Origin of the sequence: Nostoc sp. UCD121 (assembly GCF_014222285.1) — a bacterium.
Taxonomy (GTDB): Bacteria; Cyanobacteriota; Cyanobacteriia; order Cyanobacteriales; family Nostocaceae; genus Nostoc.
In genome coordinates, this window is sequence record NZ_JACKZS010000014.1 from 50,780 (window position 1) to 72,041 (window position 21,262).

Consider the following 21,262-nt stretch of genomic DNA (forward strand, 5'->3'; position numbering starts at 1 on the left):
GTTAAGCAGGTGATTTACGCAAGTTCACAAGTATTTACTTCAGACACCCAGCAAAGCCTCTAATTCTTGGTCAACTAATGCTGCTAATTCGTCTTCAGAATATTGCTGAATATCTATTAACAAATTAGTTTGCACTTCAGTCTCTATTTGCGGCTCCACCACAACTGGCTCTGCTACATTCAAGGAAATTACATTGTTGAGCAGATATTCAGCCAAGGATTCAATTGTGGGATATTCAAAGGTCAAAGTCGAAGGTAGAGAACTTCCTAAGCTGGTTTCCAGTCGGTTCTTCAACTCGATGGACATGAGAGAGTCCATCCCCATATCGAAAAAGCCCTGTTGCGGATTTGGTTGATAAGCTGCTTCAAACCTGAGAACTTGGGCAACCTCAGTTTGAATGTAAGCAATTAAAATATTCTGGCGAGTGCTAGCAATAGTTTCCTCTAATTGACACAGAAGTTCAAGTTGTTTGGCTGATTGTGCAGAATTCCCTTGTGGCTGGGTTTGGGGAGCTAAATCGGAAATTAAAGGTGCTGCGCCTCCTGGTGGGAATTGCTGGAGGAATTTCTCCCAATTGACTGACATCACACCAACTTGAGTGGCATCTTGTCTCAATAAATCTCCCAGTAGTTGCAATCCCAATTCTGAGGACATGGTAGCAAAACCACTCTCAGCTATGCGTTTTTGGCTACGACTATCTAAATCTGCTGCCATCCCCACTTCTGCCCAAGGCCCCCAGTTAATGCTCAAACCTGGCAAACCCAAACCTCGACGATAATGAACTAAGGCATCCATGAAGGCATTAGCGGCTGCATAGTTTCCTTGGCTGGGTGAACCAAGTAATGAGGCGACCGAGGAGAAGCAGACAAAGAAATCTAAAGGTAGGTCTTTGGTCAATGTGTGCAGGTTCCATGCCCCTTGCACCTTGGGAGCAAGCACTTTCGCAAAGCGGCTCCAATTTTGTTGTAGTAATACCCCGTCATCTAAAACACCAGCCGCGTGAAAAATACCCCGTAGAGGTGGATAGTTAGTTTTGATTCCCTCTAACATCTGAGCCACATCTTCCGTGTTGGACACATCTGCTGTGACAACTAGAACTTTTGCCCCTGCTTGCTGTAGTTGATTGATAGCTACTTGAGTATTACCAACTACTCCGCGCCTGCTAGTTAAAACTAAGTTTTTGGCTCCTTGTGCTACCATCCACTGGGCAACTTGTAGCCCCAGCGCCCCTAAGCCACCCGTAATCAAATAAGTCCCATCTTCACCAATTGGCAGTTGATTCGCTGGGGTTTGAGCTTGGCGACGCACCAACCGGGAAACTTTCCGCACTCCTTGACGGAATGCAACTTCGTCTTCTTGGTCTGGGAAGCACAACTCTGCTAATAATTCTTCAATTTCGTTCCCATTACTAGCAGGGTCTAAATCCAACCGTACACATGATAATTCTGGATGTTCCAAGGGAATAACACGTCCCAAGCCCCACAAAGCAGCCTGAGTTATGGCTAAGGAATCGGACATTGCCTCTACTGGCTGGCTTCCTCTGGTAACTAACCACAGACGAGGAGACTTAGACCAGGTTGATTTTGCTAAGGCTTGAACCAAATGCAGCACATAAGCACAGCCAGTAACCTGCGTATCTTGGAAATCAACAATGCTTTCATGCTCCAGCCCCCACAGGTATACTACCCCACGGCAGGGAGGTTGGTTATTACCTAAGCTTGCTTGAATTAACCTCTGAAAATCTTGTGGTTCTGAGGGATTGATGTAGTAATGTTCTGCATCGGCTTGATATTCAGCACCAGGAGAAACTAAGATAGTGCGATCTCCACGTTCTTTGAGTAGTTTTGCTAACTTAACCGCCGTTCCTTGTTGGTCAGCAAATATCAGCCAACTCCCTTCTTGTGCCTGTGCCAACTGATGATTTTGCTCACGAGCCTTTGGTTGCCAAGCTACTTCATACAGCCAATCACCTAAATCTTTTTGCAGACTTTGCAGCAGAGTTGCCCGACGAACTTTCCTCACTTCAAAACCGATGATTTCGGCGATTAACTGCCCATTTTGGTCGAACAGATGTACGTCACCAATTAAGCTTTGCTGATTAGATGTTGGTGTTTTTTGACCATGACACCATAGTTGATGACCAGGATGGGAACGACCATAGAATCTAAAGCTACCGATGCTAAAAGGAATGTACATATAGTCATTCTCGACTTGCTCGGCAGGATTAACATCCCAGCAAACGTTGAGTAGTTGCAAGCATGAATCAATTAATCCCGGATAAAGTTGATAGTTATCGAGTTCGTCTGGTAATTGGGGCAGTTTCATTTGACATACAGCTTCTCCATCCTGATGCCAAATATTTTCTAGCCATTGAAATGAAGTTCCCCAACTGTAGCCAACTGCTTGAAAACTAGAGTAAAATTGCGTTCCCGATAAAACTTGAGAACATCTAGCCTTGACTTCTGCCACATCTACGAAATTGGGTACTGGCGAGAACAGCCGGACTTTTCCTGTGCCATGTGTTTTCCAAGAGTTAACCTCGTTTTCTGCTTCTCCACCTAAGAAACTAATAATTTGGAAGGAAGTCTCTTCTGTTGTTTGGGGTGTCAAAACTAGCTGAACTGTTGTACTGCTGTCATCTGGGCAAACTAGCGTATTTTGAAACAACAAATCTTCGATGATGCAAGATTCATTGGTGAAAGCCTCCTTAACTGCGGATAGAAGCATCGAGATATAAGATGCACCAGGAACAATTTTGACTTCGTTTAATTGATGATCCTCTAGGTAAGCAGGCGAATTGGAGCTAAATTGGGTTTCAAAGCGAATTTCTGGAGAAAATGGTAATTTTAGCCGTTGACCAAGTACAGGATGGAGAATTTTGCTAGCCTTGGCGGGTAAAGTCTGTTGGCGATGAGATGTCTCAACCCAGTAACGCTGGCGCTGGAAGGGATAATTTGGAAGTACTAGGTGATGACGGGGATAATCTTGATCAAAGCCAGACCAGTTGATTGATGCCCCACGCAAGTATAATTCCTGCAAGCTTTGAAGTAGCTGTTGCCAATCCGACTGTCCTGAGCGCAAACTAGGGAGCCACACTCCTACTCCTTCAGGGAGACACTTACGACCCATTCCCAGTAAAATTGGTTTTGGCCCGACCTCTAGAAAAATTTCGCAACCTTGCTGCTCAAGAGTTTCCATCCCAGAAGCAAATCTCACTGACTGGCGCAAATGTCTGACCCAATATTCCGCATTGGTGATTTCTGTGGTAACAACTGTGCCAGTAACATTAGAAATCAGCTTGATATTAGGTAATGAAAAGCTGACTTCTGAGGCAATGCGCGCAAATTCCGCCAACGCTGGTTCCATTAAAGGAGAGTGGAAGGCGTGGGAAACGTTTAACTTGACACTATTAACGCCTTCACTTTGGAGAGTAGACACCGCAGCTTCTACTGCTTGATGCTGTCCAGAAATAACAACACTTTCCGGGCCGTTAATGGCAGCAATCGATACTTGATTGGCATAAGGTTGAATAGCTGCCAATACTCGCGCTTCTGAAGCGAATATATTGACCATTGCCCCATCTTGAGGTAAGTCCTGCATGAGGCGAGCGCGGGCAGCAACCAATTTTAGTCCATCTTCCAGACTAAAAACTCCTGCTATACAAGCAGCAACATACTCACCCAAGCTATGACCCATAACTACCGTGGGTTCTATGCCCCAAGATTTCCATAACTGGGAGACTGCATACTCTAGGGCAAATAAAGCTGGTTGGGTGTAGGCAGTCTCATTCAGAGGGCTAGTCCCAGATTCAGGATAGAGAATTGATAGTAAAGGTTGTTCTAAATAAGGACGGAGAATTTCATCACAACGATTTAAAGTTTCCCGGAATGTCGGTTGGGTTTCGTAGAGTTCTCGCCCCATACCTATATACTGAGAACCCTGTCCGGTAAATAGAAAGGCAATTTTCGGGCGCTTTTTGTTGTGTAATTGTCCACTCACACCTGGAGTTTTACCTGCTGCAAAAGCTGCCAATTGTTGACGTAAGTCCTGAGTAGATTCAGCGACAACAGCAAAACGATGGTCAAAATGCGATCGCCCTGTATTCGCACTGAAACAAATATCTGCCAGATTTGCTTTGCTATCACCTGCCAAAAAAGATTCGTAGCGGCTGACAAGTGACTGTAGTGCTGATTCAGTTTTCGCCGATAAACTCAAAAGATGAAGCGGACGCTCAGTTTTTGCCTGTACTAATTTAATTTCTGGTGCTGCTTCCAAAATCAGATGGACATTTGTACCACTCATGCCAAAGGAACTGACCCCAGCTAGTCGTCGTCCATCTGCCCCTAATGGCCATTGTGTGGGCTGAGTCGGCACTACAAGCGGCAGTTTTTCCCAAGGAATATAGGGATTAGGTTGTTGAAAATGTAAATGTGGTGGTATCTCTGCGTGCTGGAGAGCTAACACAACTTTCATTAACCCGGCAACTCCGGCGGCTGATTCCAAATGACCAACCTGAGTTTTGACAGAACCGATAGTTAGGGGATTGTCTTCTGAGCGACCTTGACCTAATACTGCTCCCAAGGCTAACACCTCGATGGGATCGCCTAAAGGTGTACCAGTCCCGTGAGTTTCCACATATTGAATCTGATGGGCTTGGACGTTGGCATTTTCTAAGGCTTTGCGAAGTAATTTTTCTTGAGCAGAACCATTTGGGGCTGTCAAACCATTACTAGAGCCATCATGGTTGTATGCTGAACCCCGAATCAATGCCAGGATAGGATCGCCATCAGTTAAAGCATCGGATAAACGTTTGAGTACTACTATGCCACATCCTTCTCCACGTCCGTAACCATCGGCGCTGGCATCAAAAGTTTTACAGCGACCATCGGTAGATAAGGCTTTTAATTTACACAGACCAATGGAAGGATCTGGTGAGAGAATCAGGTTGACACCACCAGCTAAAGCCATATTGCATTCTTGAGAACGGAGGCTTTGGCAAGCTAGATGCACCCCTAACAGCGAAGACGAGCAAGCTGTATCTAACTGCATGGTAGCTCCTTGCAGACCCAAGACGTAAGCCAAACGCCCAGCCGCCATACTTCTGAGAATACTTAAAGTATTGTAGGCATCAATTTGAGTGCGATCGCCATAAAAGCTCAGTTGTGAGTAGTCATCCATAGACAGCCCGACGAATACACCTGTAGGACTGCCATTTAACTTTTCTGGTGCTTGTCCAGCATTTTCTAGCGCTTCCCAGCTTACTTCCAAAAGTAGCCTCTGTTGAGGGTCGAGGCTGACGGCTTCGCGGGGAGAGATGCCAAAGAACTGAGCATCGAACTTGTCTACCTCATTTAAAAAACCGCCGTGCTGGGTGTACATTTTCCCCAATACATCGGGGTCTGGATGATAAAACTCATCTACTGGCCATCTTTGTGCAGGAATTTTGCTAATGGCATCTACCCCATTATGTAATAGATTCCAGTAATCCTCTGGGTTATTGACACCCCCAGGTAAACGGCAAGACATTCCAATAATAGCGATGGGTTCTTTCTGTAATTGCTCAACAGTATCAACTTCAGACCGCATCCGCCGCAATTCTAAAATGGCATTTTCTAGTAACAAGCGGTAATTTGTGTTCTCTGAATTAGGACTCATACTAATCTCCTTTGTTTAACTGTGGCAATTTCTTTGGTTAGTAATTCAGCTATTTCCGCGTCTGAGAGTGCTTTTAAGTATGCTGATTCGGTCAGTTCTGCTTTGTTTGCAGGCAATTCTACAGACACCAACAGACTTTCTGTGTGCAAATTAGACTCTGGCTTTGTCTTGGCTAATTCTGTCGATTGGGGAATTTTTTGACTGGCTAGGTGGCGTGCTAAAGATTCGATGGTGGAGAAGTTCCAAACTATAGTTGCTTCTAAGGGATATCCCAACCATTCACTCAATTCTTGGGCTAACTTGACAGCCCTAACGGAATCTAATCCATAATCAGCAAATGACTTACTTTGGTCGATTGACTGGGCTGCTACTGCCAATTTTCTCACGACCCAATCCATAATCCAGTTTTCGATCAATTCGGCAGTTTGATAAGAGACATTTACCGACGCAGATGTCTGAGTTTTGCTAACCACAGTACTATGGGAAGGTGTAGCAGAATTTTCTTGCCTTAGTAGCCGCTTGAGTATTTTGCCAGTCGGGTTCTTGGGGATCGAGGAGACAAATTCGACGGCACTAGGAACTTTATATTTAGCCAATTTCTGGTAACAGAAGGCAATTATTTCTTCTTCTGTAACCGCTTGGTCTGGTTTGAGGACAACACTAGCCTTAACCTGTTCACCTAATACTGAATCTGGTACACCGTAGACAGCTACCTCTGCAACACCTGGATGCTGGTAAATAACATTTTCAACTTCGGCTGGGTATACCTTTAATCCACCGTTGTTGATCATATCTTTGAGGCGGTCAACGATGTAAAAGTAGCCCAATTCGTCTATTTGACCAATGTCACCGGTGTGAAACCATCCGTTCTTAATGGCTTTGGCAGTTTCAGCCGGTCGATTCCAGTAACCTAGCATGACATTGACACCGCGAATAACAATTTCGCCGAGTTCACCAGGGGCAACTTCGCAACCATCATCGAGGCTGACAATCTTCATCTCGACATTTTCAATTGGTGAACCAATAGAACCCAGTTTGTACCTCAATTCGTGGTTATAACTAGCTAAGGGTGATGTTTCTGTAAGGCCATACCCTTGGTTGATGACTTTACCAAACTTGTCTTGCCAACGTTTGGCAATTTCTACAGGCAAACCTGCGGCCGCAGAGAAGTAGTAACGCACTGAATCCAAATCGCGGATAGATGCTTTATCGCATAAAAGAATAAAAGTAGTGGGAACACCAAAAAAGATTGTAATATTATATTCGCTTATAGTTGTCAGTACCGTTTCTGGGTCGAATGATCGCTGTAAAACGATAGTTGCACAGGTATTCAGTCCACTATTGAGAACTGCGTTCTGCCCGAAACAGTGGAACATCGGTAAAAATAGTAAAATTTGATCATTAGGGCGCATTTCGCAACAGTGATTCATTGAGTGCATATTAGAAATCACATTGCCATGAGATAAAGTAGCGCCTTTAGGAAAACCTGTTGTACCAGAAGTATAAAGAATCGCCGCCGGATCATCACGTTCCATCTCCACAGCACGGGCGCTAGACGAAGCATTTGCCATGAATTCACTCAATGCGATCGCGTCAGTTGCTTTCCCCTCAGCAATTAAGATGTGCTTGAGGTGCGGTAAATCCTGCTTGGGCAATTTTTCTCGCAGCGTTTCTGTGGTTACGAGTATAACTGCTCCACAGTCATTGAGAATAAACTTGAGTTCATCGCTTTGCAGACTTGGGTTAATGGAAACTGCGATCGCCCCAATCTTGAGAATCCCCAGATAGGAAATAACAAATTCAGGAATATTTGGTAATAATAATGCTATGCGATCGCCACGCTCAATCCCTAACCCCAGTAAAGCATTGGCAAACCGATTTGCCATTTCATTCAGTTGTTTATAAGTAAAATATAAGCCTTCAAAAATGAGCGCTGGTTTGTTAGGAAAAAGGCAGCAACCACGCTCCACATTTTGGGAAATATTCATAAAAGTTGTTGCAAGATTTAAGTTGTAGCTCTTGTTGTACTTATCGCCTTGATGTAGAGAATTTATGCAATAAGTGGATGAAATTAGTAAACAGTCAACTGATAATTGTTGACTGTTTACTATTCATTATTGGCTAATAACTGTTAACAGATATCTTGAACTGCTTTCACAATCAAACCACCAGCCGCGATATCAGCAGAAATCCGGGCAATATGCTCATCCAGACCTTGCTCATTATCATTCCAAATATATGGGCGATCTGAAGTTGGTTTTTGTCCAACTACGTGGCGGACTGCTGAATACAACCGCTCAGTTGCAGGTGATAGACAGACGCGTGCATCGTAATGACCAGTCTTTTTATATGTGCGGAGGTCAACAGCTTGGACTCCAAACATGAGAGCGATCGCCATATAATTCTGGAATATATCAACAGAACGGCGGGCTAGAGTCGCTGAAGTGTATCCTTGACTGTTGATGTTCTGATTAAATTGTTCCGCATGGGTAGGAAAGCGATCGGCGATAGAATTTCCATAGAAGGTCAACAGTGGCATAATTGAGTTACCGCATATTTGCAGACCTTTGAGTCCCATATTGACTTTACGTTCTTGGTTGCCAAGTAAAGATGGTGGTAGTCCATTGCTAAACTCCGGTGAGGCGAGGAGGGCAATTTGCACATCCAAATGTTTAGCCATTAGCCCAATGTAGTAACGCAGGTGATCCATTCCCACACCCACGTACTGTCCGAGAAAATTGCCTCCATGATAGCTAGCTTGGTTATTCACATCAATCAGTGGGTTATCAGTCACTGAGTTTATTTCGATTTCGATTTGTTTGGCAATCTGGGAAATCCCATCAACAATGGGCCCCAAATACTGGGGAAGGCATCGGAGTGAGTAACGATCTTGAATTAATTCGTGATCACGATAATCATGTTTACCATCTAATTCATCACGAACTAGCTGGGAATTTGCTAGCAAAGAAATCATCTGATCTGCTGCCCATAATTGACCAGGATGTGGTTTGGAATTATGGATAAATGGATGGAATGATTGATTGGTTCCGTTTAAAGCTTGGATATCTAGAGCGTGAACGCCCATAGCGATCGCAGTTAAAATTTGAGTATCGTAGACGCAGTTTGCTGCAATGCCCGTCATTACTGAAGTGCCGTTCATCATCGCCAAGCCTTCCTTCGGCAACAATGTCAGGGGTGACAAATTCAGCTGACTTAGGGCTGTCGGTGCATCCATCTCTTTACCGTTGAAGTCAACCTTAAAACTGGGATCTAAGCCTATCAGTGAACCAGTAATGTAGGATAGTGGCACTAAATCACCACTTGCACCAATTGAGCCAAACTCATACACATACGGTGTAACACCAGCGTTGAGAAAAGTTTCCATGCGCTTGATAAGTTCCAGCCTGATGCCAGATGCACCATGCATGTGAGAGTTTGCACGTAAGAGCATAGCTGCACGTACATCCGCCAAGGGTAATTTGTTACCTGCACCTGTTTTCAGGAACCAAACTAAGTTGGTTTGGAGTTCAGATGCTTGTTCACGGGATATGGCAACATTGGCCATACCACCAAAGCCAGATGTCACTCCGTAAATTGGCTCCCCAGATTCAACAGCATTATTAATGTAATCACAAGATGCGTGAATATTCTGCAAAACGTCTGCGTTATCGGTTAAAGACACTAATGCGCCATTGCGTGCTACCCTTGCAACATCATTGATTGTGAGTTTCTGATTACCAATAATTACATTGGCAGAGGAATTTCCAGTGAAAGAAAATTGTTGAGATAAGGTTTTGCTTTGTGCTTGAGATAGTGTCTTCATACAGGGATTATGTTTAACTTGTAGTAGGTATTGCAATTAACTTAACTTTTGTTTTTTGCTGAGAGTATTTGGCATAACATTTCAGCAAATACAAATTGATATTTAGCTAGCATCAGTGTTTTAACGAAGCAGTCATTCTCCATGATTGAAACTTTCGAGAATAATTTTTGGAGAAGTTCACGTAAGAATTAACCAAAAAATTAGCCATCTGTTTCAATTTTTTTGCTCATATATTGATGACAGAGATTCCGTTTGTTGTGTTTTGAAATTACAACATGAGAGAATAAAACTTGTAATCGTTTGTTCGGTAATTGAACTGTTATATATTTATCTGGAGTAAGTAAAAGATTTATGCAACTATTCCATAAATTTTACTTTATTTATTTTACTTACTTGCATCCTCATATATTAAAAGCTTTACGTGGAATAGGTTTCGCCTATTTCGGTCTCTACGATACTGATACAGCACGGTATAAACAGCACAATCATTTAAAATCCGTGAAAAGCTCATATAGTAAACTTTTCACGGATTTTAAATGATTAGATATTTTCTTACTCGAAAATGCCTAACAACATAAGTAAGTTGGCGTTAAAAACTAAGTATATTTACGAAACGTAAATATGCTTAAAACCCTTACTAATGACAAAGGACAGTCTTAGCCAGTTAGCTTTAATTTCACCGACCTACTTAGCTTAATCAAATCAAGCCGCATCCGACAATTATGTAACTCGATATTAGTAGGTAGCAAAAACTTGGTTAACTTTCTGTTTCTGTAACTTTATGCTGAAGGCTATTATTTACCTTTAACTTACTTTTTCATGTTGTTCTTACTCCACCTATATCTAGACTAATCAGCGTTATTAAAGTATTAGGTTATGGAACAGTAACGAAAGTGCCATTTACTATAATCTGAGTTGGCTCAGGAACATTTGATTATAGATCAATTATGACACTTCCAGAAAGGGATAATATGCCATTAGCATCAGTGAATCTTTCCTCTTCACCAGTGATATTGACGAGTTAAGTAATTCGGAACGGAAATTTTTTATTCTGTCTGCCCACATAAAACAAAAATATAGCAAAGATGATTATTGTCAAGCTAAATATATAACCATCACCAAAAAATTTGATGGCTAAAGATGAAGCAATAGGCCCAGCAGTACATCCGAAACTATATATAGCTGTGAACAAAGCACTTCCAGAAGATAGTTCATTTCTAGAAAGTTTTGCTCCAATTAATGCCATTGCTAAGGGAAAAATCGGACTGATACTAGCTCCAGCAATAAATGCAAATATCTGGGTAGCAGTGGAGTCTTGAATCAATGAAAGAGATAAAAATGACAATATTACGATAGACACGCTCATAAAAAGAACTTTGAGTCTGCCGAATTTGTCTGCTATGTGAGTAACTGGAACAGTAGAGAGCAAGCCGCCAACTACAAATACAGCAAAGGTATAGCCGATCTGCTCTATATTGTAATTTTGTCGTAGCAGATAAACCGGATATAAAGAAACTAGCGTTGATTCGGCAAAACCATAGGCAAATGCACCCTGAAGAGGAAGTTTCAGCTTGTTGAAAATTCCAGAACGTGAAGATTGTTGAAAAACTACTGCTTTATCTGGTAGAGCTATCCACACCACAATTACGCCGCTAAAAATTAAAGCACTACCCAACAAAAATGAAAGTTTTGGTGAAACATTATAGAAAGCAGAACCAATTACTGGGCCAATACCAAATCCAAAAGTAAAAGCTAGAGCATTCAAACCATTGACGATCGCTCGATTACCTTCATGACAAAAGTGATTCAATGCAGTGTTTCCACTGACTAGATATAAACAACAAGCAATGCCCATAACAGCACGTATTATAAACCATAAAGGCATTGATGTCGTCATAGTGAACAAAGGAGCGCTAATACCCATCATTGTCAAGCCAAGCATCATAGTTTTACGAAGCCCCAACTTGGGTAATACTTTTACTACGAACGGTGTTCCCAAAGCTATGACTAGAAAATACACCGTAGAATTTGCTCCTATCCATAAATCATCAACTTGATGTTGCGCCATTAATGTTGAGATAAAGGGATTAAATAGCCCTATAGAAATACCAGACAAAAAAGCTATGCTATACAAAGCTGGTAATCCAGTAGAAAAAGGGGAATTCGATTTCGTCGAGATCAATTCTGTCATAAAACTTGAGGATAATTGATAAATTACATGGTTTAAGTGCATGGGATAAATATGATGCAAGCAATCTTGTTATCGCAAAATTTCTACGCAAAATATAAATAGTCATTTTTGCAATAAACTTATTTTTTGCACTTTATTCAAATAGATTTAGCTACTTACAAAAGTATAGATTTGGATTTCAAATTATTAATTTTTGTTTATAGCTACTAAGTGATGTAAATGTTGGGATAATGACTGCAAAAAGAGTGATTGAGAATTATACAAAAAGAAATGATCTCCAGGAAACATTTGCAGGTTGAAGTAACTACTAGTCTGTTCACGCCAAGCTTCTAAAGCATCAACTTTAATTGCTTTATCCTGCAAACCTCCAAATACAGAGATTGGGCATTCTAGTGGTATTTCACTTTTGTAAATGTATGTCTCTAGTATCGTAAAGTCTGCTCGCAGACAAGGCAAGAAAAGTTGTAACATTTGTTCATTCTGCAAAATCTCCTTGGGAATTGCATTGTAACGATCGCAAAGTTTCGCCAGGAATTTAGCTTCAGGCATTTTGTGAATAAACGGTTTGAGAATTGGTTGTTGGGGAGCAGGGCAACAAGCAGCAAATAAATGAACAGGGCTAAGATTATATTCATAACGGAGTAGACGTGCTATCTCAAAGCCAAGTGTTGCACCCATACTATGACCAAAAAAAGCAAATGACATATTCAGATACGGTCTAATTTTTGATGCCAAAGTTTGAATAAGAGGTAAAAAATTGGTATATGAGGGTTCTTGCAATCGACGGCCTCTTCCAGGAAGTTGAACTAAGTAAACCTCTACATCCTTTGATAATTTGTTTGTCCATGTACTATATGTTGAAGTTGTACCCCCCGCACATGGAAAACAGAATAAGCGAAGTTGGGCCTTTGGATTAAGCTGAGGGCAGCTAATCCAAGGATCAACTATTAGTCTTGCTGTCATAAAATTATGTGTGTAATCTGAAAAATTTTGTTATAAAGCCTAACCCTATTTCTTTACCAGACTGTGGTAATTGCTATTAAATAGAGATAACTAAATAGTAAAACCAAAAAATTTTAATGCCTGAGACATTGCCAATCATATTTGATTCTTCCCGTCAGTTTTATCAGTTATTAAAACTTAAAAGTTAATTTTTTGTTTGCTCTTATAATACTTATCGCCCTTCTCTGGGTTATTTATGCAAAACACCAAAATCTCCAGCAAATAAAATTTGATTGGTGAAGCGTCGATGCTGTATATCGCATGGACGACAGCGAACACTTGGTTGGTGCAGCAACCATGAAATGGCGCAGCGAAAGATTGCGAAATTATGGAACTTGGTATAGCCCCTGAGTTTCAAAGGCAAGGTTTAGGTAAAAAGTTCGTTGCTTGGTTGATTCAAGAGGCGAGGCAACGTGGCAAGAGACAGATACTCGTCGGCACGTCTAATTCAAGTATCGCCAATATTGCTTTTTATCAAAAGTGCGGATTTCGGATGGATCATGTGCGCCAGGACTACTTTTGGTATTTACCTGAGCCAAGCTACGAAAACAGCATTCAGATTCAGGACTTGCTCGCCTTTCGTTTCGATTTGGTGCCATCCTCAACTAGAACACCGATTCACTAATAAAACACAAGACTGATAACCCCTGTTTTAGCGTCTTTTACAACTAAACATTCCTTGTTGCAACCCAACAAAACCTCATTTTTTCGTCATGATTCCGATTACTGAATTGGTGTTCTAGGAAAAGCAAATTAGGTATGAAAACTAAGGGTAGAATTAGTTCTTCGGGATGAAGAGGGAGAATGACAGCAATAATGGTTCCCACTTAAATCTGCCTGCTCACCGAAAAATTTACAGCGGATTTAAAACTATCTATCTTGAACTCCAACTCGATAGCATTATCAATAGTTGATGAGGAAATTCATCTAGAAATTTTCAAGCGAGGAAAGGCGATGCCTACGGCGATAAACTACGCACCGGGTCGCCTTCTTGATGAATTTTTTTGAGCGATGCCTACGGCTGCAAGCTACGCATCCTTTGAGGTATCTGGCGGATTCCGCCAGATAAAGCGATCTTATTTAGTGAGACAGCAACCTTATTCTTATTAGGCATCGCCTTTTCTTAGAGGATAATCGGATACTTGAGGGGAGCATTAGGGCAGAACTGTTCCACGTCTTTTGAGCGCCGTATATTTACAGTTGTTCAATAACATACAAGAATATTGCAAATTAGTAGCTATACCTCGATACATGAAAAGTTTCATCTGTTATGTTACTCTGCTCTTATTTGGCGCTAGCTTACTAGCTAACAGTCCCAGTACTGCCAATAAATCATCTATTACTAGCAATAGTCTCGTTGTTGCAGAAACTACAAGTAGTGAACAATTCATCGCTAGGGGTACAGAACCCTTTTGGAGTGTTACTGTGAGCAAGAAGAGAATTGTCTACTCTTCGCCAGACACAAAACAGCAAACCTTCTCCTCTGTTGCACCTCTAAAAGCAGAGGCGCGTCCCGCAGACTTGGTGCGAGTTTACCGACTTCAAGGCAAAGGCAACAATATTTTAATCATCAAAAAAGTCGATGCCTGTAGCGATGGTATGTCAGATAAAGAGTATCCATACTCGGCAATTTTTATCCTGGGGAATAAGGTTTTAGAAGGTTGTGCTGAGAAAAAATGATGCCTATAAAAATTAATCCTTATCTCATGTTCAACGGCAACTGTGGAGCAGCATTCAAGTTTTATGAGCAATGTCTGGGCGGCAAAATCTTCATGATGCTGGCCCACAAAGATGCACCCTCAGCCGAGCATGTACCTGCTGGATGGCATGACAAAATCATGCATGTCTCCCTCGATTTGGGCGATCGCCTCTTGATGGGGTTTGATAGCCTACCTGGCTACTTTGAAACACCCCAGTGCTTCTACGTGCAAGAGCCAGAAAAAGCAGAACGTGTCTTTCATGCACTAGCGGAAAACCCAATAAAAGTGAAGATGCCGATCGAGCAAACCTTCTGGTCTGTCCGCTTTGGAATGTTAGTCGATCAATTCGGTATTCCGTGGATGGTCAACTGCGAACAGGCGGCTTGACTTGTTATTCCAGGGAAATGTCTACAAGCATCTCCCTGGAATATAATCACCAAGGACTTTTTGCTAATTCTTTACTCTGCAATCAACTTCAAAAGGAGAAATCATGAGTACCATTCGTCAATCTGCCAGTTAAAAACCTCAATCAGTTGAGTTGTGATAGTATTTATGTACTATTAAGTCTTGCTTTTTCATCATTTCAGGCGTTTCCTAGGCCTTTGGGGCAGCTTCGCCTACAGAGTTGGGCTTAGTGCTAATTACATTCCTCAATGATTCATCAAAAGGAGCTAAAGCAATGGAGACAGCCAAAACACAACAGGAGCCAACAATGAATACTGAGCCACAAAAAGAACATCAGTGGCTACAGAAACTCGTCGGTGAGTGGGCTTATGAGACAGAGGCAATGATGAGTCCAGATCAGCCGCCTGAAAGAGCAACAGGAACAGAAAATGTGCGATCAATCGGTGGACTCTGGGTTGTAGCTGAAGGACAGGGTGAAATGCCTTGTGGTGGTGCGGCAACAATGATAATAACGCTCGGATATGACCCACAGAAGCAACGCTATGTAGGCACCTGGGTTGGGTCAATGATGACTTATCTGTGGTTGTACGACGGTGAATTGGACGCGGCTAAAAACATGCTAACGCTCAATTCTGATGGGCCCGCGATGATGGGCGATGAGAAGATGGCAAAGTACAGAGATGTAATCGAGTTCAAAAGTGATAATCATCGGGTGATGACATCTCATGTACTGGGCGATGATGGGCAGTGGCATCAGTTTATGACCGTAAACTCTCGTCGGAAGCAGTAGCAGAATCTAGGTCAGAAAGGTAGATAGGATGGAGGCAATAGCCAATCACTTAAACCCCTGGCAGCAAGCAGAGTTGATAAATTCTTAACGAATCTAAGGATCACCTGATGGAGGTGCAAACTGTGCAAATACCTCTGCCCCTGTCAGGTTCTTGGTTTCATTGGCAAAACAGTAATATTGGGGCTTTTCATCAATGAATATTTGATGATCGAAAACAAGACCTTTACAACTATCGAATAGTCCGACGGGGATGAAATACTGGTTACTTTGTTTCAATTTGTAAAAGAGATGGCTACCACACTTATTGCAGAATCCACGCTCTGCCCATTCTGAAGATTGATAAACTCCGATATTTTCTTCACCAGAGAAGCTAACATCACTTTCACACTCAACTACTAACAAAGGGCCTCCACCCCAGTTGCGACACATCCTACAATGACACGCTCCTACCTGATTACTCATACGGGTTGTAGAAACGTTTACGACTCCACACAGACACCTACCTTTTGCAATGCTCACATTAGACATATTTTTTCTCCGCTCCCAAAAATTTGCTCCAATTGCTCACATTCTTTCTTGTTTTATCTGGAAGTATTGGCACTATTCAGTTCACAGACTAATACAACTAATCTAGCCGCTTCTTGACACTGATTAAAACCAAGATTGATGTTACATCTCTAATTTCAAAATATGGAGTTTTGCGTTGATCGCGTAGAGTGTAACTCAATGGATGGGCTGAGGTACGAAGCCCATCCTACCGCGCTTGATTGCAAACAACATTCTTATCTCGGTTTGCAGGTTGCGGTAAGTTCTACATTGTAAAAAGTCCCTGGTTTGGGATTAATTGAACGCAACTCCTGGATAAAAGCATTAAATCTTGCATTGCTTGTGCCGAAGCCAGCTTCAGCACAAGCAGATAAACCTCCTTCGATGGGAATAGATCCGGACTTGGGACTATATACAATAAATTTATCGACGGTACTAGTGCCGACTGCAAACCCGATAACTTGGCGAATTGTTCGCAAAGCGGCATTATCTAAAGAACCACCAATACTGCCAATATTGATATTAACCGCACGACTTTCAGCCACAGCGGGCGCACTAATCGAGAATACTGCCCCGACAATCATCAAACAGGTGAATTTCTTCATTTTCCTCTCCTCTAAAAAATTGAAAAACTAATAATTAGGTTTCGACATGGATGAAGTAAATCAGAGATGCTAGCTTTTGTTTGCATCACGCTTCGTGACTAGTAATGTAAAATTGCACCTCTTGTGTTGTTTTATTCCAATGCTGAATCGAACGTATTACCATCACTATTGTTTTTAGCCCTACCCATAAATTTGATCGTAAATCAAGCTGTGGTGTTAAAGATAACAAGTTCTTACTACAAGTTCCCGTAAGCGAATTTCTGAGAATGCGATCGCTGTTTGTAGCATTTGCTATTTCACACTCACGTTTCACCTCTACCACTCCCCCTCTGGTACCAATGTTTTAGGACTAGGGCGTATTTTTAAACTACTCGTTTAGCCTCCTAACTTTTTAGATACCCCTAAATCCTCCAATAAAGTGGGGGACTTTGATAAGTTTTTGCCCCCTTTTTAAGGGTGTTGGGGGATCTAAGACTTTTAAAATACACCCTAGTCCTATGTTTATAAATAGTTTAGAAGCATTGCCTTATGCATCCTGTACTGGATGTTGCCCATAATATGGCAAAGCCTCTGACCAATTAGGGTACTTACCTTCTTGCCAATCGAGATTAGCTAGTTCCAAAATACTCGTTACCGTCGCTGCTAACCCAGATTTGGCTTGAATTAGCTGATAATTAGTGTTCCAATTCGCTAAAGTTTCCTGCCATGCTTCTGGTGTGAACACTCTATCTGGTAAACACACTTGTAGTTTACAAGTATCTGGTTCAAACTGATAAATAGCAGCAAAAATTTGACCTCGTTGTGCTGGCATTTCCACAGCAATAGTTTTTGAATTTTGACTTTTGCCTGCTTCTGCCCACGCCACCGCAGCTAAAGTTGAAATTGCAAATATAGGGATATCTAATTGTTGCCCTAAAGTTCGAGCAGTTACAACGCCAATGCGGGTTCCTGTAAAGCCACCAGGCCCTTTTGCAACTGCAATGAAAGACAAATCTGCCCAAGTTTGCGGTTTGATAAAGTCAATTAAATATTGATGGATTAAGCTAGATAAATCACGCCCCAAATCCCAAATTTGTGAGCGATTTTCACCAGCCAAATTACTAATTGCCAATCCTAATTCTGGAGTGGTGGTGTGTAGTGATAAAGCGTATTTTGTTGCTGTGAGGTGTTTTAGTTCTGTAGTCAAAGTTAATTAAAATATTGATTTTTATATAGTTAACTTGATATAAACCTCATCTATGTTGAAACCTAGGTTTTGTAAAAGATATATTGATGTAGGTTGGGTGGAGTGAAACGCAACCCAACATTACCACCAAATTTTATGTTGGGTTACGCTATCGCTGCACCCAACCTACAAAACTACGGTTCTCAAGGTAGACGATGTTTATCTATTCAAGCACATCATAGTTATGAATTTTCACTTTGTTTTTATCCCCATGAGGGGAAGTAATTGAGAAACTCTACCCTTTTATCAGCCTTACTATGGCAGTTCTTGAAGGGTTTATTTTAGCGGATATCTAATTTAACCTGAGTTCGGGTTAAGCCAGAAGCTAAAAAGCTTATTCTGTCAGGATTGAATAAAACTGGAATTGGTCAAAGCAGGGATAAAAGTGGAATCATTTTGTCAATAAGGTTCACAAATGAAACTAATCTCAGCAATATGTCTTATTGACAATAGATGAAAACAGAGCTTTAGACCGAACAACGATAATTCAAGGCTTTTGAGGATTTCTTATCCCGAACTCAGGTTAATTTACCTGTCATTCAGCTTAAATTATTGACAATATAATAAGGGTATACCATCCTCAAATTGCTTACAACGCTGGCGTTTCGCGGGGTTTAACGAAAGAAAAATGGTTTTAGCGATCGCTATATCCCCACGAATAACCTACGTGTGAAAAGTCAAACTAAGTACTTTTACTCTCACTAGGAAACTTGGGATGGAATGTCAAGATTTTGTTATTAATGGGCTGAGGTATAATATACTACCTTTTGACTTCTCAAGTCGGCACTAATTCACCAGGACGCAATTTCGACCACTTACCCGTTTCCCGTTTAAAGCTGAGACAACCAACAACATCCCATTCCATCTCAATCACATCATCGTTTGTCCGAATATTGACATTGATAGAAGGTTCATTCGGATCAAAACTGGGTGTTTCAGTCAAGTGAGGCTGTTGGTGCTGCCCTTCTACGGCATGATAGGTAACACAGCTGTCTACATAGTGGCAGTTCACACAAATACACATAATAGAACCAACTCCAGGGGCCTTTATTGTTAATCTAACTTAAGCCCAACCGTTATTCATGAGTTGCTGGGTTGATTTTTATTACAATGCATGAATCAATTCCTTCTACCCTAGCTCCCGAAAATTGGCCTTTTAGTTTAGAATTCTTGCCACAACCAGCTTACATGGTAGGTGGCGCTGTGCGAGATGCGCTCCTTGGTAGAACTCGTGAATATCTGGATCTAGATTTTGTCATACCATCTAAAGCGGTAAAGGTAGCAAGAGCGATCGCTCATCATTACAAAGCTGGTTTTGTGTTACTCGATGCAGAACGACAAATTGCTCGTGTGGTTTTTCCCCACGCCACAGCCGACTTTGCCCAACAGGAAGGAGATAGTTTAGAGGTTGATTTGCACAGACGAGACTTTACAGTAAATGCGATCGCCTACAATCCCCATACACAAGAAATTATCGATCCTCTACAAGGCTATGTAGACTTACAACAGGGCATTTTGCGAATGATATCATCCGCAAACTTCGAAGATGATCCTTTGCGCTTAATGCGAGGTTATCGCCAAGCCGCCCAATTAGGTTTTACTATTGAGCCAGCTACCCGAACCGCAATTTGTTCTTTGGCATCACATCTGAGCAAAGTTGCAGCCGAACGAGTTCGGGTAGAAATTGGCTATCTACTGGCAAATTCTCAAGGTACTCCTTGGTTCGCAAGTGCTTGGGAAGATGGTTTACTTGCTCCTTTTTTCAAAAATGCTACTCGTGAAAGCTTGAGCAAACTAGCCGCAGTTGATAATGCAGCCGCCTTAATCACAGAAAATTGGCAACAATTAGGGGCAAAACTACAAGAATATATCCGCGATAGTATCAAAACTACTTGGTTAGGTATTGCCAAACTTGCTTGTCTTGTCAATCCCAATCCAGAATTAGCAGAAATAGAGTTACAGCAACTAACTTATAGCCGTGCCGAAATTCGGGGTGTAACCACTGCTTTGAAATTGTTACCGCAGTTTAAAGTAGTCGAGATGTCTTTGCGAGAACAATATTTTTTATTCCGTGACGCAGATATTGTGTTTCCCACTGCGGCAGTATTGGCTGTGGCACTTGATAATTTGGTAGAGGCGATGTCTGGTGACAAGCCACAACACACAGCAGTCGCGACAAGTTTGGAAACCAAAGCAAGGGACTACCCTGTCTTGACACTTTTAATCAACCGCTACCTTAACCCTGATGATCTGGTTGCTCATCCCTCTCTACTAGTGAGCGGGAAGGAGTTGATCATAGCATTAGATATTCCAGCTTCACCAATCATTGGACAACTTTTGACAGAAATTGCCGTAGCACAAGCTGAGGGTAAAGTCTCAACGCCAACAGAGGCGATCGCTTATGCACGTCAATTACAAGAAAAGGCAGAAGGGAAATAAAAAACGTGTATCTAGCGTTTTGAAGGGTGCGTTCCTTCTCCCTGCTAAATTGAGGGAATTAGGTGTAGTACTAGCCAGAAAATTGCGATCGTTTAATCAATATTGTCAGTATACGCATCATATATGCTACTATTTGCTTGATATTATCATGTTGTGTTTTTCTGGCAATTTAGCATAGATGGATAACCTAATGGATTATACACCAGTCTATTTATTTCATGGTCTAGTTAGTCGGCAGAATGCGCCCTCGTATATTTACTTAACTACATACCAGAAAAAAATACCTCTCGGTTTTCCTCATAAGCGGAGTCTTTATGCGTAGCTTTTGTTGGATAGGAATAACTGCTAATGAATGGAATGCCTTTAATTTTGGTTGTAGAACATAATCTACATGATTTAGAGTTACTTAATTCTCATCTAGGAATATTAAATTTTTCATGCATTTGTACCAAGCAAGGGGTGAGGGCTGTGATGTTAGCACAAACTCATCAACCAGATTTAATCTTACTAGATACAATGCTATCTAATTTGAGTGCTAATCGAGTCATTGATGACCTCAAACACAATTCAAAAACTGCTACTATCCCAATTATTGCAGTAACCCCTCTAACAGAGGTACAAGATGATGAATCCACTATGCTTGCAGGATTTGATGATTGTATTACTAAACCCTATGATTTTAATCAATTAGAAGTGGTAATCAGTCGGCATATTCAGTTTCAAAACTTAAGTATTCAATATTACAAGTAAGCGTAAATAATTGTCGTTGGAATAAGGCAATAGGCAATAGGCAACAGGGCTTTAGCCTAGTTCATTTTTATTTACATAGTTTGATTTTATTTATTATGGCAACTTACTTAGTAGATGTTCAAGAAATAGAC

The 21,262-nt window shown here is 41.5% G+C and carries 17 protein-coding genes; 7 read left to right on the forward strand and 10 right to left on the reverse strand.

Annotated elements, in window-relative coordinates; all coding sequences use genetic code 11:
* Positions 1–39 precede the first annotated feature (39 nt).
* From GNF10_RS05190 to GNF10_RS05210, 5 genes are all read right to left on the reverse strand, one after another.
* The gene (locus GNF10_RS05190) at positions 40–5,655 is read right to left on the reverse strand and encodes a type I polyketide synthase (protein WP_185584185.1); all 5,616 of its coding nucleotides are present in this window, start codon (positions 5,653–5,655) and stop codon (positions 40–42) included.
* Positions 5,652–7,643: a long-chain-fatty-acid--CoA ligase gene (locus GNF10_RS05195; protein WP_185584187.1), complete on the reverse strand. Its 1,992-nt coding sequence runs from the start codon at positions 7,641–7,643 to the stop codon at positions 5,652–5,654. The genes GNF10_RS05190 and GNF10_RS05195 overlap by 4 nt, the downstream gene beginning before the upstream one ends.
* Positions 7,644–7,786: 143 nt before the next feature.
* A complete protein-coding gene (gene hutH / locus GNF10_RS05200; RefSeq protein WP_185584189.1) occupies positions 7,787–9,478 on the reverse strand; it encodes a histidine ammonia-lyase in 1,692 nt (563 codons plus the stop codon).
* A gap of 1,021 nt (positions 9,479–10,499) precedes the next feature.
* The gene (locus GNF10_RS05205; RefSeq protein ID WP_260445796.1) at positions 10,500–11,669 is read right to left on the reverse strand and encodes an MFS transporter; all 1,170 of its coding nucleotides are present in this window, start codon (positions 11,667–11,669) and stop codon (positions 10,500–10,502) included.
* A gap of 186 nt (positions 11,670–11,855) precedes the next feature.
* Positions 11,856–12,632 (reverse strand): thioesterase II family protein, encoded by a 777-nt coding sequence (locus GNF10_RS05210; RefSeq protein ID WP_185591903.1) that lies wholly within the window; start codon positions 12,630–12,632, stop codon positions 11,856–11,858.
* Between the two features lie 364 nt (positions 12,633–12,996).
* Between GNF10_RS05210 and GNF10_RS05215 the strand changes: the two genes are divergently transcribed.
* The 4 genes from GNF10_RS05215 (at position 12,997) to GNF10_RS05230 (ending at position 15,566) form a co-directional block, all read left to right on the forward strand.
* Positions 12,997–13,296, forward strand: coding sequence for a GNAT family N-acetyltransferase (locus GNF10_RS05215; protein WP_311774108.1), 300 nt, complete (start codon positions 12,997–12,999; stop codon positions 13,294–13,296).
* A gap of 626 nt (positions 13,297–13,922) precedes the next feature.
* The gene (locus tag GNF10_RS05220; RefSeq protein ID WP_185582254.1) at positions 13,923–14,351 is read left to right on the forward strand and encodes a COG3650 family protein; all 429 of its coding nucleotides are present in this window, start codon (positions 13,923–13,925) and stop codon (positions 14,349–14,351) included.
* Positions 14,351–14,758 (forward strand): VOC family protein, encoded by a 408-nt coding sequence (locus tag GNF10_RS05225; protein WP_221643717.1) that lies wholly within the window; start codon positions 14,351–14,353, stop codon positions 14,756–14,758. The genes GNF10_RS05220 and GNF10_RS05225 overlap by 1 nt, the downstream gene beginning before the upstream one ends.
* A 292-nt stretch (positions 14,759–15,050) precedes the next feature.
* On the forward strand, positions 15,051–15,566 hold the full coding sequence (locus GNF10_RS05230) for a DUF1579 domain-containing protein (protein ID WP_185582253.1): 516 nt from the start codon (positions 15,051–15,053) through the stop codon (positions 15,564–15,566).
* 93 nt (positions 15,567–15,659) lie between these two features.
* Here the strand turns inward: GNF10_RS05230 and GNF10_RS05235 are convergent, their stop codons facing one another.
* The 4 genes from GNF10_RS05235 to tsaB form a co-directional block, all read right to left on the reverse strand.
* Entirely contained in the window at positions 15,660–16,094 is a 435-nt protein-coding gene (locus tag GNF10_RS05235) for a GFA family protein (protein ID WP_185582252.1), read from the reverse strand.
* A 254-nt stretch (positions 16,095–16,348) separates the two neighbouring features.
* On the reverse strand, positions 16,349–16,717 hold the full coding sequence (locus GNF10_RS05240) for a hypothetical protein (protein ID WP_185582251.1): 369 nt from the start codon (positions 16,715–16,717) through the stop codon (positions 16,349–16,351).
* Between the two features lie 85 nt (positions 16,718–16,802).
* Positions 16,803–17,039 carry a hypothetical protein gene (locus GNF10_RS05245; protein ID WP_221644634.1) on the reverse strand — a complete coding sequence of 79 codons (237 nt, stop codon included), beginning with the start codon at positions 17,037–17,039 and terminating at the stop codon, positions 16,803–16,805.
* Between the two features lie 204 nt (positions 17,040–17,243).
* On the reverse strand, positions 17,244–17,903 hold the full coding sequence (tsaB, locus tag GNF10_RS05250) for a tRNA (adenosine(37)-N6)-threonylcarbamoyltransferase complex dimerization subunit type 1 TsaB (protein WP_185582250.1): 660 nt from the start codon (positions 17,901–17,903) through the stop codon (positions 17,244–17,246).
* A 102-nt stretch (positions 17,904–18,005) separates the two neighbouring features.
* Between tsaB and GNF10_RS05255 the strand changes: the two genes are divergently transcribed.
* Positions 18,006–18,167: a hypothetical protein gene (locus GNF10_RS05255; RefSeq protein ID WP_185607125.1), complete on the forward strand. Its 162-nt coding sequence runs from the start codon at positions 18,006–18,008 to the stop codon at positions 18,165–18,167.
* Positions 18,168–18,717: 550 nt separating this feature from the next.
* Here GNF10_RS05255 and GNF10_RS05260 read toward each other — a convergent pair.
* Positions 18,718–18,966 carry a Ycf34 family protein gene (locus GNF10_RS05260; protein ID WP_114084947.1) on the reverse strand — a complete coding sequence of 83 codons (249 nt, stop codon included), beginning with the start codon at positions 18,964–18,966 and terminating at the stop codon, positions 18,718–18,720.
* 86 nt (positions 18,967–19,052) lie between these two features.
* Here GNF10_RS05260 and GNF10_RS05265 point away from each other — a divergent pair, with 86 nt between their 5' ends.
* Together GNF10_RS05265 and GNF10_RS05270 are read left to right on the forward strand one after the other, a co-directional pair.
* On the forward strand, positions 19,053–20,381 hold the full coding sequence (locus GNF10_RS05265; RefSeq protein WP_185583897.1) for a CCA tRNA nucleotidyltransferase: 1,329 nt from the start codon (positions 19,053–19,055) through the stop codon (positions 20,379–20,381).
* A 348-nt stretch (positions 20,382–20,729) separates the two neighbouring features.
* Positions 20,730–21,131, forward strand: coding sequence for a PleD family two-component system response regulator (locus GNF10_RS05270; protein ID WP_185583899.1), 402 nt, complete (start codon positions 20,730–20,732; stop codon positions 21,129–21,131).
* Positions 21,132–21,262: the final 131 nt, after the last annotated feature.

What these genes read in the sequence shown, in the direction of transcription:
- GNF10_RS05205 (WP_260445796.1), bottom strand. Translation starts at nt 11,669, where the DNA reads ATGACAGAATTGATCTCGACGAAATCGAATTCCCCTTTTTCTACTGGA.
- GNF10_RS05220 (WP_185582254.1), top strand. Translation starts at nt 13,923, where the DNA reads ATGAAAAGTTTCATCTGTTATGTTACTCTGCTCTTATTTGGCGCTAGC.
- GNF10_RS05230 (WP_185582253.1), top strand. Translation starts at nt 15,051, where the DNA reads ATGGAGACAGCCAAAACACAACAGGAGCCAACAATGAATACTGAGCCA.
- GNF10_RS05195 (WP_185584187.1), bottom strand. Translation starts at nt 7,643, where the DNA reads ATGAATATTTCCCAAAATGTGGAGCGTGGTTGCTGCCTTTTTCCTAAC.
- GNF10_RS05235 (WP_185582252.1), bottom strand. Translation starts at nt 16,094, where the DNA reads ATGTCTAATGTGAGCATTGCAAAAGGTAGGTGTCTGTGTGGAGTCGTA.
- GNF10_RS05240 (WP_185582251.1), bottom strand. Translation starts at nt 16,717, where the DNA reads ATGAAGAAATTCACCTGTTTGATGATTGTCGGGGCAGTATTCTCGATT.
- GNF10_RS05225 (WP_221643717.1), top strand. Translation starts at nt 14,351, where the DNA reads ATGCCTATAAAAATTAATCCTTATCTCATGTTCAACGGCAACTGTGGA.
- hutH (WP_185584189.1), bottom strand. Translation starts at nt 9,478, where the DNA reads ATGAAGACACTATCTCAAGCACAAAGCAAAACCTTATCTCAACAATTT.
- GNF10_RS05210 (WP_185591903.1), bottom strand. Translation starts at nt 12,632, where the DNA reads ATGACAGCAAGACTAATAGTTGATCCTTGGATTAGCTGCCCTCAGCTT.
- GNF10_RS05265 (WP_185583897.1), top strand. Translation starts at nt 19,053, where the DNA reads ATGCATGAATCAATTCCTTCTACCCTAGCTCCCGAAAATTGGCCTTTT.
- GNF10_RS05190 (WP_185584185.1), bottom strand. Translation starts at nt 5,655, where the DNA reads ATGAGTCCTAATTCAGAGAACACAAATTACCGCTTGTTACTAGAAAAT.
- GNF10_RS05270 (WP_185583899.1), top strand. Translation starts at nt 20,730, where the DNA reads ATGAATGGAATGCCTTTAATTTTGGTTGTAGAACATAATCTACATGAT.
- GNF10_RS05260 (WP_114084947.1), bottom strand. Translation starts at nt 18,966, where the DNA reads ATGTGTATTTGTGTGAACTGCCACTATGTAGACAGCTGTGTTACCTAT.